This window comes from Pseudomonas sp. TNT3, assembly GCF_010095445.2.
Taxonomy (GTDB): Bacteria; Pseudomonadota; Gammaproteobacteria; order Pseudomonadales; family Pseudomonadaceae; genus Aquipseudomonas.
In genome coordinates, this window is sequence record NZ_WFGV02000001.1 from 260,976 (window position 1) to 274,053 (window position 13,078).

The following is a 13,078-nucleotide window of genomic DNA, read 5'->3' on the forward strand; positions in this document are numbered from 1 at the left end:
CCCATTTCAAATGGAAGCCGTCAGTTAAAAGCGAATGTGAAACGCGCCGGTCAGCGGCGCTCGATCGGCTCGATCACCTGCAAGGCGAGATTGCCTTTGTGCGAGCCCATCTTGACCTTGAACGCAGGCACGCCATTGGCGCGCATGATCATTTCTTCCGGCATCTCGACCGGGATGATGTCCCCCGGCTGCATGTGCAGGATGTCCCGCAGGCGCAGCTGGCGGCGGGCAACGGTGGCACCGATCGGCACGTCGACGTCCAGCACGTCCTGACGCAGGGCGTTGACCCAGCGCTCGTCCTGATCGTCGAGGTCCGACTGGAAGCCGGCGTCGAGCATTTCGCGCACCGGCTCGATCATCGAATACGGCATGGTGATGTGCAGGTCGCCGCCACCGCCATCGAGTTCGATGTGGAAGGTCGACACGACGATGGCCTCACTCGGCCCGACGATGTTGGCCATGGCCGGGTTTACTTCCGAGTTGATGTACTCGAAGTTCACTTCCATGATGGCCTGCCAGGCTTCCTTCAAATCGATGAAGGCCTGCTCCAGCACCATGCGCACCACGCGCAATTCGGTCGGGGTGAATTCACGCCCTTCAATCTTCGCGTGACGGCCATCGCCGCCGAAGAAGTTGTCCACCAGCTTGAACACCAGCTTGGCGTCGAGGATGAACAGCGCTGTGCCGCGCAACGGTTTGATCTTGACCAGATTAAGGCTGGTCGGGACGTACAGCGAGTGCACGTATTCGCCGAACTTCATGACCTGCACACCGCCGACGGCAACGTCAGCTGAACGGCGCAGCAGGTTGAACATGCTGATGCGGGTGTAACGGGCAAAACGCTCGTTGATCATCTCCAGGGTCGGCATGCGTCCGCGGACGATGCGATCCTGACTGGTCAGGTCATAGCTTTTGACGGCGCCGGGTTCGGCAGCGTTATCGGTCTCTACCAGACCATCGTCGACGCCATGCAACAGCGCATCGATCTCATCCTGGGACAGCAGGTCCTGCACGGCCATGTCGTGTTCCTACTGCAGTACGAAATTAGTGAAAAGCAACTGTTCGATGGCGACCTTGCCGAGTTCTTTCTGCGCCACTTCCTGGACGCTGGCGGTGGCCTTCTGGCGCAGCATTTCCTGACCGACCGGCGACGCCAGCGTGGCGAAGTCCTGCCCGGAGAACAGCATGACCAGGTTATTGCGGATGACTGGCATGTGTACTTTAAGTGCGTCGATATCCGCTTGATTGCGGCCCATCATGGTGATGCTCACCTGCATGTAGCGTTGGCGGCCGTTCTGGTTGTAATTGGCCACGAACGCGGGAAGCAGCGGCTCGAAGATGGCCGCCTGCTTTCCGACAACGGCGGTTTCAGCCGCGGCAGCAGGCTTGCTCTCGGCGCTGTGCATGAAGAACCAGGTCGCGCCCACGGACAAACCGATCGCCAGCAGCAGCGCCACCACGATCAAGATGATCATCTTGAGCTTGCCTTTGGTTGCCGGGTCTTTTACTGCTGCGTCGCTCTTCGCCATGCCAATAATCCGTCACTATTCGGGGTTTCACAGTTGCACGGCAAGGCAAGAGCAAGTGTTATGCCAGAAGTGCGGAGAGAAAAAGCGGGTTGTCGGTATTCATAAGAACACCGCAATAGCATTGCGGGAGTGAGCCTGCTCGCGATAGCGGTCAGACAGTCGATAAAAAGTTGACTGTAAGTACGCTATCGCGAGCAGGCTCACTCCCACACGGATCCGGGGAGGGAGTGTGCTCAGGCGTAATAGTCGACGGCGCTGGAGCCAATGACGCTGGTGGTGGCTGCGGCGACTTGCGCTACTGCCGGCGAGTGTTCGTCGTCCATTGAATCGAGGCGGCCACCGCTGGCGGTTGTGCGGCCGCTTTGACTCTGTTGCGGCTGGTCTTGACCCTGGCCGCGAGACTGGTCGGAAACGTTGACGTCAACCTGACCCATCCCCTGCTGCACAAACATCTCTCGCAAGCGGTGCATCTGGCCGTCCAGCGCTTCACGAACACCGGGATGCGTGCTCATGAACGTCACCTGGGTCTGCTGATCCGGCACCATGTTCACCCGAATGTCGAGACGCCCCAGTTCGGCGGGTTGCAACTGAATATCAGCCGCCTTGAGGTTGGCACTGGACAGGTACATGACCCGGTTGACCACTTCTTCGGTCCAGCCGCTCTGATGCATCGCGATCGGTTGATTCACCGGCAGCGCATTGGCGGTTTTCGGTGTGGCGGCCTGCGTCAACGCTGCCAGGCGACTGGCAAAATCGTCCACACGGGTGTCGCTGGTCGCGGACTTGAGGTCTTTGAGCCCGTCATCGATCAGGCCGCTGAATGACTTTTCACCTTCCCGGCTGGTGCTGTCCTTGTCGCCTTGCACGTCCAGCATATTGGCCAGGCCCGCCGCGAAGTTTTGCGCCGAGGTCTGCTCACCGTCAGCCAATGCCTGTGCTGAAGAGGCCTTGGGTTGAGCCTGACTGGCGGCGGAAACGTGACCGCTCTGCTCCATGGCCATGCGTACGGCGGGCAGCGCATCCAGGGGATCGGCTTCAGGATCGAAATCTGACTCCTCTGGAACCAGAGTCGCAGCCAATGCAGCGGCGGCAGCTGCGTCCTGCGCTGGCTCAGGGCTTGGCGCGGTTTCCGCTGCCGGAGTCTGAGCGGCTTGCGCCGAGGCCGGATCGACGACCGGATCGACTGCAGTAGTACCGGAGGCGTCTGTCGTGTCGCCGCTGGCGACCTTGTCATCGGCCTGCTTGGGTTTGTCGGCGGGCAAAGATTTGCCGCTATCGGCAACCGCAGGCTTCCCGGCGGCAGGCTTGTCATTGCCGAGGTCTTTTTTTACGGGACCGTCAGGGGCTTTATCGCGCATCTGCCGGTTCAGTCCGTCGACGACTGCAGAGGACTTGTTGCGGCCCTGTGTTGCATAGACCTGAGAGAAGCTGGACGCCTTGTCAGCGGGCTCGGCAGGCGACGCCAGAGGATTGGCGGTGACCGGCTGGGTCTTGGCCTTTGCGGCGGCCTGAAGTAGCAAATTTTGACTAACGGGCATAACGCTGTCTCCGCCGCACTGGGAAGGTAGGTGTAAGTAGTGGCAGATACTGCAAGGGTCGCGCCAGTTTCTAGCGCAAGCCGTTAGAAGCGCCGAGCGGTGGCTTTTTCGTAGCGGGAACGTTGACGTTCTGCTTCATACAGAGGACGAACAACAGCAAACTCGCGATCGATTTCACCGATGAGTTTTTCGAGTTCGGGAAGGGGGTGTTGTTCCTTGGCGCAATGTTCCAGCTCATGGCACAAATCAGCCAGCCGGACGGCGCCCATGTTGCTGCTGCTGCCTTTGAAACTATGGGCAGTTTCCATCAGTTGCCCGGCATCTTTCTGCTGACGCAAAAGACTCAACCGCTCTTCGGAATCGGCGAGAAACGTATCCAGCAACATTGGATACTCGTCCTCCATGACTTCCTGCAAGGCGACCAATACGTCTCGATTCAGATGTGGGTCATCCACTTGTTCACTCCTTGATCAAGAATGGGCGGGATTATGCCAGAGCCTCCCAGAAAAACTCTACGCGAGCACTTCGACCATTGTCTGACCAACTGGCGTTACGCCCCAATTGCTGGACCAGATTGACGCCACGTCCCGACAAACGGACATTTTCGGCGGGTCGTTCCATCACCCGCGCAATATCGAAACCCTTCCCGCTGTCCTCGACGCGAATCGACAGACAACCGCCCTCACCCGTCGGCACGATCTCCAAATGGACCCGCACGTAACCACTGCGCAACGCATCAAGACGCGCATTGCGCTCCTGATAATAACGGGCAAAACCTGACGCATCGCGCTTGAGACTGGAATCCAGCCCCAGCACGCCATGCTCCAGGGCATTGGAATACAGTTCGGCCAACACACTGTAGAGCGCACCGCTTTGCGCACGCAGGCCGTGGACTTCAAGCAACAACTGCAACAGATAAGGCAACGGATTGAAGCGCTTAAGCGAGGCCGCGCGAAACTCGAAACTGACCGACCAATCCAGAGGACAGGATTGCCCGCTGTCGGAATAGACCAGGGTCGGCGGACGCATTTGGGTAGCGTCCAGCAGACTCACCTCGACCATGCTGACATCGTCCCGGGCTTCGCCGCGAAAGTCCCGCAGTGCTTGCTCGATCTCTTCGAACAGCTCCTCCGGCTGCCGATTGGCAGCGAACACTTGATGCAACCGCTCCACACCAAACAACTGTTCGTCGGCATCGCAGGTATCAATCACGCCGTCGGACAACAGGAAAACCCGATCCCCGAGCGCCATGGGGAACACTTCGGTTCGATCATCAAAGGTTTCCGGGCTCAAGACACCCAGCGGCAGATGCCGGGCAGTCAGCGGCGTGCGCTCATCGCTGGCGATGTTGTGCAAATACCCATCGGGCATACCGCCATTCCAGACTTCCACCGAGCGCCGCTGAAAACTCAGGCACAACAGCGTCGCGCAGCAGAACATATCAACGGGCAGGATGCGCTTGAGCTTGGCGTTCATCTCGCGCAGGGTTTCTGACAGGCCATACCCCTTGGCGGTCATGCCGTAAAAAACTTCGGCCAGCGGCATGGCGCCTACTGCGGCGGGCAAGCCATGGCCGGTGAAATCCCCCAATAGCACATGCATGTCGCCAGCCGGCGTAAACGCGGCCAACAGTAAATCGCCGTTGAACAATGCATAGGGCGATTGCAGGTAGCGGATATTGGGGGCATTCAGGCAGCCGGAATGGGCGACTTTATCGAACACGGCCTTGGCGACGCGTTGTTCGTTGAGCAGATAGTTATGGTGCCTGGCAATCTGGTCACGCTGCTGGAGTACGGTGGCCTGCAACCGACGCAAACGGTCCATTGCCTTGATTTTGGCGGCCAGAATCACCTGGTTGTAAGGCTTGGCCAGGAAATCATCGCCTCCCGCCTCAAGGCATCGGGCCAGCCCTTCGCTTTCGGTCAATGACGTGAGAAAGATGATGGGCACCAGGGTTTCGCCCGCCAGCGCCTTGATCTGCTGCGCTGCTTCGAAGCCGTCCATCACGGGCATCATCGCGTCCATCAACACCAATTGCGGCCGTTGCTGGCGAAACAGTTCCACCGCCTCGGCACCGTTGGCGGCAGTCAGCACTTCATGGCCCTGACGACGGACAATCGTCGACAGCAACAGGCGATCGGCCGCGCTGTCTTCAGCGATCAATACCGTAAGTGACTCGAACGGCGATTGCACGGCGATCACGCCACGTCGAAGATTTGTTCGAAGTTGGAGATGGCGAGAATTTTTCGCACATCGGCATTGGCGTTAGACAGGGTGATTTCGGCATTCTCGCCGCCTGCGTGATCCCGCAGTAGCAGCAACATGCCGAGGGCAGAACTGTCGAGGTAGGTAGCGTCCTTCAAATTGACTTCGAAGGACTCGGGTTTCGGAGTGAGGTTTTCGTAGGATTCACGAAATTCCTGATGTTTGGCGAAATCGAATCGTCCCTTGATCGATATCGTCAGCTTCTGTCCATCCTGGGAGACTTCGGTTACGACTGACATTGAACGGCTTCCTTGTCATGGCGATTGTTTAAGAGGTGTAGCACCTGGCGGGGAGCAGGGCAAGATCCGATTAATACGGACTCTCGCGCGGCAATCGCTGGGACAGTTCATCCAGCAACTTTTGCTCGCGCTTGTCTTCCAGACGCCGCGCCTCATCCATGTAGCGCAGCACCAGCTTGCGCAACCCTTCAACCCGGGCGTAAGCCTGCTGCCAGGTATCCCGCGCCTTGTTCAGATTGTTCTGGTGCCAGGCCAGACTCTGGCGCTGCTGGTCAATGGCGGTGCCCAGTTGCGCCAGGAAGCCTTGGTAGCCCAGCAGCCACTGGCCCGAAACGCCACTGCTGCCGCGCACGATCCATTGTTCCTGGTAGTCGAGGCGAAAAGCTTCGAGGTCGGCGAGTTTGCTTTCTGCCAGACGGACCTGTCCTTGAAAGTGCCCCAAACGCTGCACCGCGGCTTTCTCGACCTTTTCGGCCATCTCAACCACGGGTGCCAGGCGTGACGCTCGGCTCTGGGCCATGGCCGGTTAGCCGCCAGCCGCGGGGGCGAAGATCGAGCCGAGGTAGGCTTCGCTTTCGCCGAGGCTGATGTTGTCGTTCAGGCCTTGGCGCAGGTATTTGACCAGTTGCGGCTGCAAGGCGATCGCAAGGTCAGTCTCCCGGTCGCCGCCGGCCACGTAGGCGCCGACACTGATCAAATCGCGGCTCTGTTGATAGCGCGACCACAGCTGCTTGAAGTACTGGGCGCGCGTCATGTGCTCCGGCGAGACTACCGAGGGCATGACCCGGCTGATGGACGCTTCGATATCGATGGCCGGGTAATGGCCTTCTTCCGCCAGTCGCCTGGACAAGACGATGTGGCCGTCGAGTACGCCCCGCGCGGAGTCGGCAATCGGGTCCTGCTGGTCATCGCCTTCGGACAGCACGGTGTAGAACGCCGTAATCGAACCACCGCCCTTCTCGGCATTACCCGCCCGCTCCACCAGTTTCGGCAGTTTGGCGAATACCGAGGGCGGATAACCCTTGGTCGCGGGTGGTTCGCCGATGGCCAGTGCGATTTCGCGCTGGGCCTGGGCGAAACGGGTCAGGGAGTCCATCAGCAACAGAACGTTCTTGCCCTTGTCACGAAAATATTCGGCGATACGCGTGCAATACATGGCGGCCCGCAAGCGCATCAGCGGCGCGTCGTCCGCCGGGGAGGCAACGACGACGGAGCGCTTCAGGCCTTCTTCGCCGAGGATGTGCTCGATGAACTCTTTGACTTCACGTCCCCGCTCACCGATCAGCCCTACGACGACGATGTCGGCCTCGGTGAAGCGGGTCATCATGCCCAACAGCACACTCTTGCCCACGCCTGTACCGGCAAAAAGGCCGAGTCGCTGGCCGCGACCGACCGTCAACAAACCGTTGATGGAACGAATGCCCACGTCCAGCGGTTCGCTGATAGGTTCGCGTTTAAGCGGGTTGATCGTCGGGCCGTCCATCGGCACCCAGTCCTCAGCCTTCATTCCGCCTTTGCCGTCCAGCGCACGACCGGCGCCATCGAGCACCCGACCGAGCATGCTCATGCCCATCGGCAAACGCCCGGCATCCGCCAACGGCACCACTCGGGCACCCGGGGCAATGCCGGCAACGCTGCCCACCGGCATTAGAAAGACCTTGTTGCCGGAAAAGCCCATGACTTCGGCTTCGACCTGCACCGGCTGATAACTGTCGTCGTTGATGACCATGCAGCGGCTACCCATGGCGGCGCGCAAGCCTTCGGCTTCAAGGGTCAGGCCGACCATGCGCAGCAAGCGCCCCTCAAGGATCGGTCCGCCAGACAGTTCGGTGACCTCGGCATAACTGCCCAGGCGCTTGGCGAAACTGGTGCGATCAAGGCGCATCAGGTTCGTCCGCTGCGGGGGCAGCCGCTGGCTTGCTGGCAGCCGACAGTTCCACTTTCAGGTCCGGCGCCGCGGGGTGCAAGGCCTGCTCGTGCAACTGATCGAACAGCTTGTCCATGACCCGCGCGAGACGGGTTTCGACGGTGGCATCAATGCGACTGTGCTCAGTCTCGACCCGGCAACCGCCAGGCATCAACGCCTCATCCTCGACGATGCGCCAGGTCTCTTCATGGCGCTCGCGCAGGGCTTTGACCTGTTCGAAATCCTGGGGATTGATGTACAGCCGCACATTGCCCACGCCCAGCGGCAACAGCTTGAGGGCCTCACGCATGACGTGTTCCAGCTGCGTCGAGTCGATGGCCAGCTCGCGCTGAATCACCTGCCTGGTGATGTGTTTAACGAGATCGACCAGGGACTTCTCGATCTCAGTGTCCTGTTCGGCAATGGGTTCGAACAGATTGCCCATGAGCTTTTCCAGCGCACCGATTTTCGCCGTCAGGGCTGCATCGGCTTCCTGACGGACCTTGAGCGTCGTGCTGTGAAAGCCTTCGCGCTCGCCTGTGGCGAAGCCTTCGTTGTAGGCCTCCTGGCGAATGCTCTCGAGCTCTTCGAGGGTCAGCGGCTGGACTTCATCCAGCGGCACTTCCTCCATTTCCGGCGGCTCGGGTTCAGGCTCCGGCTCGGGTTCAGGGACGTACGGGTCGAAACTGGGTAACGACCAGATATCAACACCGCTGACGTCCTTGGCACGGATCAGGTCGGTCTGGGACTCATCATGTTTGGTCGACATAGTGACCTTAGATCATCTCTTCGCCGCCCTTCCCGCCGAGAACGATTTCTCCGGCTTCGGCCATACGGCGGGCAATGGTGAGGATTTCTTTTTGTGCAGTTTCCACGTCGCTGACGCGCACCGGGCCTTTGGCCTCGAGGTCGTCGCGCAACAGTTCGGCCGCTCGTTTGGACATGTTCTTGAAGATCTTTTCCTTGACGTTTTCGTCCGACCCTTTGAGGGCCAGCACAAGCACGTCGGAGGACACTTCGCGCAGCAAAGCCTGGATCCCGCGGTCGTCGACATCGGCCAGGTTATTGAACACGAACATGAGGTCTTCGATCTGGCCGGACAGGTCTTCGTCGACTTCGCGGATCGAATCCATCAACTGACCTTCGATCGAGCTGTCGAGGAAGTTCATGATGTCGGCCGCGCGCTTGATGCCACCCAGGTTGGTGCGCGAAGCATTCGAGTTGCCGGAGAACTGCTTCTCGAGAATCTGATTGAGTTCTTTCAGCGCCGCCGGCTGAACGGTGTTCAGCGAAGACACCCGCAAGATGATGTCGAGGCGCACCTTGTGGTCGAAGTTGCCCAGTACTTCACCAGCCTGGTCCGGATCGAGATACGCCACCACGATCGCCTGGATCTGCGGGTGCTCATAACGGATCACGTCGGCGACGGCACGTGGTTCCATCCACTTCAGGCTGTCGAGGCCACTGGTGTTGCCGCCCAGAAGAATCCGGTCGATCAGGCCGTTGGCCTTGTCTTCGCCCAGGGCCTGGGTGAGCATTTTGCGCACATAGTCGTCAGAACCGACGCCCAGGCTGGTCTGATCGCCGACGATGTCGACAAACTCGCTCATCACCTGCTCGACCTGCTCGCGGTGCACGTTGCCCATCTGCGCCATCGCCACGCCCACACGCTGGACCTCTTTCGGGCCCATGTGGCGCAACACCTGCGCTGCATCGGTGGAGCCCAGGGACAGCAGCAGGATCGCGGCTTTGTCGACCTTGGACAGTTTGGCGGCAACGGCTCGGTTATCACTCATCTGCGTTAATCCACTCTTTCACGACCTGGGCCACACGACCCGGATCTTCTGCCACCAGACTCTTGATTGCATTCAGCTGTGCGTCATAGCCTTCGCTCGGACTTGGCAGCAGGATGCTTTGCGGGCCGCCAAGGCTGACGCGGTCGTTGGCCAGGTCGCCATCGAGGCCGCCCATGCCACCCAATTCCACGTCACTGCCGATGCCGGCCAATTGCTTGCCTTTGCCGCCATTGGTGATGTTGTTGAGCACCGGACGCAGTACGCCGAACACCAGCACCAGAATGAACAGTACACCCAGCACTTGCTTGATCACATCCCAGAACCACGGTTGGGAATAGAACGGCACATCGGCGATCACTTCGCCGCGTTCGGCGGAGAACGGCATGTTGATCACGCTGACACTGTCGCCCCGGCTGGCATCGAAACCGACGGCGTCCTGCACCAGGCGTGTGAAGCGCGCCAATTCATCGGCTGTCCACGGTGCGCGAGAGGTTTCACCGTTGGCCGGGTTGATCTTGACCTGATCGTCTACCACGACCGACACCGACAGGCGATTCAAACGGCCCTGTTGCTGCTTGGTGTGGCTGATGGAACGGTCGAGTTCGAAATTCTTGGTGGATTGTTGGCGCTTGTCCGCTGGATACGGCGCGAGCATCGGCTGGCCAGTGGCCGGGTCCATGATTTGCTGACCGTTGGCATCCAGCAGAGGCTGACCTGGCTGAACCATGCCGGCTGACGCGGTAGCACCACCGGTGGTGGCCGGCGCAGACGCTGGCGAAGGCGGCTGGTTGCTCAGGGCGCCCGGTACGCCTTGTGGCCCGTTGCTGGCGGTACGCTGTTCGTTCACCGACTGTTCGCTGCGCAACGCCGGTTGGTCCGGGTTGAACTGCTCGGAAGTCGACTCGACGGCACTGAAATCCACATCGGCCGAGACTTCGGCCTTGTAGCGGTCGTTGCCCAGTACCGGTTGCAGGATGTTATGCACACGCTGAGTGAGCATGCTTTCCATGCGACGGCTGTAATCGAACTGTTTGCCCGCCATGGTCAGCTCGGAGTTTTCCGCCTGATCCGACAGCAGGTTGCCCTTTTGATCGACCACGGTGACCTGGGATTTGCTGAGCTCGGGGACGCTGGTTGCCACCAGATTGATGATCGCCAGTACCTGGCCAGGCTCCAGGGAGCGGCCGGAATACAGTTCGATCAACACCGAAGCACTGGGCTTGCGCTCATCGCGCACGAACACCGAGCTTTTCGGGATCGCCAGGTGCACGCGGGCACCCTTGACGTTGTTCAGACTGGAGATGGTCCGGGCCAGTTCGCCTTCAAGGCCGCGACGATAACGGGTCGCTTCCATGAATTGGCTGGTGCCCAGGCCCTGGTCCTTGTCGAGGATTTCAAAGCCGATGTTGCCGTCGCTGGGAGTGACACCAGCGCCCGCGAGTTTGAGCCGCGCACGGGACAGGTCTTCGGCCTTGACCAGCAAGGCACCGGAATTCGGTTCAACGGTGTAGGGAATATCAGAGGCGGCCAGGGTATCCATGACCTGCTTGGCGTCCATACCGGCAAGGCTGCCGTACAAAGGCCGGTAGTCCGGCTGCTGGGACCACAACACCACGGCGAAGCCAATCGCCACGCTCGCTGCCAGACCGACCAAAAGGCCCACCTGACGCAACATGGTCATCTCGGAGAGGTTTTCCAGGAAGGACAACCCGAACAGCGGCGGTTTACCGTCTATTGGAGTGGCCTTGGCCGGAATGTTATCGGCTGCTTCTGCCATGACTCAATATCGTCCTTAAACCGGCATCTGCATGATGTCTTGGTACGCCTGAACCAGCTTGTTACGGACTTGGGTAATGGCCTGGAAAGACACACCGGCTTTTTCTTTGGCGATCATCACGTCGGTCAAATCGACGCCGCTCTTGCCGATCTCGAATGCAGTGGACAGCTGGCTGGAGGCCTGCTGGGTTTCGTTCACTTTATTGACGGCCTGACCGAGCATGTCGGAGAAACTGTTGCCCGGCAGTTGAGGGATGGCGGCAGTCGATTTCGGCGCAGACATTGCGTCCATTTGCATGGCCCGCATATCCAGCATCAACCGATTAAATTCAATACCTTGGCTCATGGTTTCTCTCTTTTGACGTCGCTGGCGACCCGCAATTTTTTGACGCTCACTCGGCGGGTAGTCAGGTATTAGCAACAAGGGTGCCAGCTCCATGGCTGTGTCATACAAAAGCCCTTCCAGCGCCTTTCAAAATTGAAGCAACAACTCAACCTGTAGCAGCTGGCGAAGCCTGCGTCCGGCTGCGCAGCAGTCGTTTGTCCTCGTGCATGCGGTTTTTTATATACTGCGCGTTAAATGAATAAACGACTGCTGCGCAGCCGGACGCAGGCTTCGCCAGCTGCTACAAGAAGAAGTTTCAAGTGGCGAACAGGTAGGCTTCCACATCCATTCCGGCGTCACGCATTTGCGCCAGCTTGTAGCGCAACGTGCGCGGGCTGATGCCCAGGCGTTCGGCGGCTTCCTTGCGGCGACCACGCTCGGCGCGCAAGGTGTCGATGATCATCTGGAACTCACGACGCCGCAGATCATCGCCCAGCGCCCCGGCAGTTTCGACCTCGACTTCAATCACTCGCGCAGCCGGTGCCACAACCGTCAACGGCGCACAGGCCACAGGACCGGACAGGCAGAAATCCTGAGGCTGGATCAACCCGCCCTGCTGCAGAATCAGCGCTCGCTGAATCGCGTTATCCAATTCGCGCACGTTGCCAGGCCACGGATAACCGATCAGACACGCTTGAGCTTCGGGCGATAGTTTCGCCGCGGCATGCTTCATTTTATTGACGTGTTTGGCCAACAGACGCTCGGCCAGCGGCAGTATGTCGGCGGTGCGCTCGCGCAGCGGACGCCATGCCAGCGGAAAGACCGACAGACGATAGTAAAGGTCTTCACGAAAACGGCCTGCCGCCACTTCCGCCGCGAGGTCGCGGTTAGTGGTCGCAACCACCCGAATGTCCAGGATGATCGGCTTGCGCGCGCCGACCCGCTCGACCTCACGCTCCTGCAACACGCGCAACAGCTTGGCCTGAAGCCCCATAGGCATTTCGGAAATTTCGTCGAGCAGAATCGTGCCGCCATCCGCCTGCTCGAACTTGCCTGCCTGCGCAGCGATGGCACCGGTGAACGAGCCTTTTTCATGACCGAACAGCGTGGCTTCCAGCATGTTGTCCGGGATCGCGGCGCAGTTGATCGCAATGAACGGCTGGCTGGCACGATGGGAATGCTGATGGATGTATCGCGCGAGCACTTCCTTGCCGGTCCCGGACTCGCCGGAGATGAGCACGGTCGAATCACTGCGCGCCACCCGGGCCGCCAGTTCAAGCAATTGCGCGCTGGCTGGCTCGAACGCGATCGGGCCTTCGCTCTCGGCCGCGCCGAGACTGCCCAGGGCATGCCTGGCCACCAGATCGAGCAGCGCCTTGGGTTCGAACGGCTTCACCAGATAATCCGCCGCGCCCTGCCGCATCGCATCGACCGCACGCTCCACAGCGCCATGGGCGGTCATCAGCAGCACCGGCAGTTGTGGTTGACGCGCTCGCAGCAGACTGAGCAACTGATGGCCATCCATGCCCGGCATGTTGACGTCGCTGAGCACCAGATTGAACACGTCTTTGCCAACGGCCGTGAGTGCTTCCTCCGCCGAACCGACGGCGGTGTAATCGTGCCCCGCGAGCAGCAATGTATCGGCCAATGCTTCGCGTAACGCGCGGTCGTCCTCGACCAGTAAAACCTTGATCCCCATGTTCT

The 13,078-nt window shown here is 59.9% G+C and carries 13 protein-coding genes; all 13 read right to left on the reverse strand.

The window, feature by feature from the left end; all coding sequences use genetic code 11:
- Positions 1-50: 50 nt before the first annotated feature.
- The 13 genes from fliM to GBC55_RS01425 all read right to left on the reverse strand — a co-directional run bounded on the left by fliM (position 51) and on the right by GBC55_RS01425 (position 13,073).
- Positions 51-1,019 (reverse strand): flagellar motor switch protein FliM, encoded by a 969-nt coding sequence (gene fliM / locus GBC55_RS01365; RefSeq protein WP_162435923.1) that lies wholly within the window; start codon positions 1,017-1,019, stop codon positions 51-53.
- Between the two features lie 9 nt (positions 1,020-1,028).
- The gene (gene fliL, locus GBC55_RS01370) at positions 1,029-1,529 is read right to left on the reverse strand and encodes a flagellar basal body-associated protein FliL (RefSeq protein WP_162435922.1); all 501 of its coding nucleotides are present in this window, start codon (positions 1,527-1,529) and stop codon (positions 1,029-1,031) included.
- A 233-nt stretch (positions 1,530-1,762) separates the two neighbouring features.
- Positions 1,763-3,067, reverse strand: coding sequence for a flagellar hook-length control protein FliK (locus tag GBC55_RS01375; protein ID WP_162435921.1), 1,305 nt, complete (start codon positions 3,065-3,067; stop codon positions 1,763-1,765).
- 83 nt (positions 3,068-3,150) lie between these two features.
- On the reverse strand, positions 3,151-3,522 hold the full coding sequence (locus GBC55_RS01380; RefSeq protein ID WP_162435920.1) for an Hpt domain-containing protein: 372 nt from the start codon (positions 3,520-3,522) through the stop codon (positions 3,151-3,153).
- Between the two features lie 31 nt (positions 3,523-3,553).
- On the reverse strand, positions 3,554-5,260 hold the full coding sequence (locus GBC55_RS01385) for a fused response regulator/phosphatase (protein WP_162435919.1): 1,707 nt from the start codon (positions 5,258-5,260) through the stop codon (positions 3,554-3,556).
- 5 nt (positions 5,261-5,265) lie between these two features.
- On the reverse strand, positions 5,266-5,571 hold the full coding sequence (locus GBC55_RS01390) for an STAS domain-containing protein (RefSeq protein WP_162435918.1): 306 nt from the start codon (positions 5,569-5,571) through the stop codon (positions 5,266-5,268).
- Positions 5,572-5,641: 70 nt separating this feature from the next.
- On the reverse strand, positions 5,642-6,091 hold the full coding sequence (gene fliJ / locus GBC55_RS01395) for a flagellar export protein FliJ (RefSeq protein WP_162435917.1): 450 nt from the start codon (positions 6,089-6,091) through the stop codon (positions 5,642-5,644).
- A 6-nt stretch (positions 6,092-6,097) separates the two neighbouring features.
- Entirely contained in the window at positions 6,098-7,456 is a 1,359-nt protein-coding gene (gene fliI, locus GBC55_RS01400; protein WP_162435916.1) for a flagellar protein export ATPase FliI, read from the reverse strand.
- Positions 7,446-8,246: a flagellar assembly protein FliH gene (fliH, locus tag GBC55_RS01405; protein ID WP_162435915.1), complete on the reverse strand. Its 801-nt coding sequence runs from the start codon at positions 8,244-8,246 to the stop codon at positions 7,446-7,448. The genes fliI and fliH overlap by 11 nt, the downstream gene beginning before the upstream one ends.
- A gap of 7 nt (positions 8,247-8,253) precedes the next feature.
- Complete coding sequence (gene fliG / locus GBC55_RS01410) at positions 8,254-9,273, reverse strand: flagellar motor switch protein FliG (RefSeq protein ID WP_008021334.1); 1,020 nt, start codon at positions 9,271-9,273, stop codon at positions 8,254-8,256.
- Positions 9,266-11,050, reverse strand: coding sequence for a flagellar basal-body MS-ring/collar protein FliF (gene fliF / locus GBC55_RS01415; protein ID WP_162435914.1), 1,785 nt, complete (start codon positions 11,048-11,050; stop codon positions 9,266-9,268). The genes fliG and fliF overlap by 8 nt, the downstream gene beginning before the upstream one ends.
- Before the next feature lie 15 nt (positions 11,051-11,065).
- Positions 11,066-11,395: a flagellar hook-basal body complex protein FliE gene (fliE, locus tag GBC55_RS01420; protein WP_162435913.1), complete on the reverse strand. Its 330-nt coding sequence runs from the start codon at positions 11,393-11,395 to the stop codon at positions 11,066-11,068.
- A gap of 295 nt (positions 11,396-11,690) precedes the next feature.
- Positions 11,691-13,073: a sigma-54 dependent transcriptional regulator gene (locus GBC55_RS01425; RefSeq protein ID WP_162440414.1), complete on the reverse strand. Its 1,383-nt coding sequence runs from the start codon at positions 13,071-13,073 to the stop codon at positions 11,691-11,693.
- Positions 13,074-13,078 lie beyond the last annotated feature (5 nt).

What these genes read in the sequence shown, in the direction of transcription:
- fliM (WP_162435923.1), bottom strand. Translation starts at nt 1,019, where the DNA reads ATGGCCGTGCAGGACCTGCTGTCCCAGGATGAGATCGATGCGCTGTTG.
- fliL (WP_162435922.1), bottom strand. Translation starts at nt 1,529, where the DNA reads ATGGCGAAGAGCGACGCAGCAGTAAAAGACCCGGCAACCAAAGGCAAG.
- GBC55_RS01375 (WP_162435921.1), bottom strand. Translation starts at nt 3,067, where the DNA reads ATGCCCGTTAGTCAAAATTTGCTACTTCAGGCCGCCGCAAAGGCCAAG.
- GBC55_RS01390 (WP_162435918.1), bottom strand. Translation starts at nt 5,571, where the DNA reads ATGTCAGTCGTAACCGAAGTCTCCCAGGATGGACAGAAGCTGACGATA.
- fliJ (WP_162435917.1), bottom strand. Translation starts at nt 6,091, where the DNA reads ATGGCCCAGAGCCGAGCGTCACGCCTGGCACCCGTGGTTGAGATGGCC.
- fliI (WP_162435916.1), bottom strand. Translation starts at nt 7,456, where the DNA reads ATGCGCCTTGATCGCACCAGTTTCGCCAAGCGCCTGGGCAGTTATGCC.
- fliH (WP_162435915.1), bottom strand. Translation starts at nt 8,246, where the DNA reads ATGTCGACCAAACATGATGAGTCCCAGACCGACCTGATCCGTGCCAAG.
- fliG (WP_008021334.1), bottom strand. Translation starts at nt 9,273, where the DNA reads ATGAGTGATAACCGAGCCGTTGCCGCCAAACTGTCCAAGGTCGACAAA.
- fliF (WP_162435914.1), bottom strand. Translation starts at nt 11,050, where the DNA reads ATGGCAGAAGCAGCCGATAACATTCCGGCCAAGGCCACTCCAATAGAC.
- fliE (WP_162435913.1), bottom strand. Translation starts at nt 11,395, where the DNA reads ATGAGCCAAGGTATTGAATTTAATCGGTTGATGCTGGATATGCGGGCC.
- GBC55_RS01425 (WP_162440414.1), bottom strand. Translation starts at nt 13,073, where the DNA reads ATGGGGATCAAGGTTTTACTGGTCGAGGACGACCGCGCGTTACGCGAA.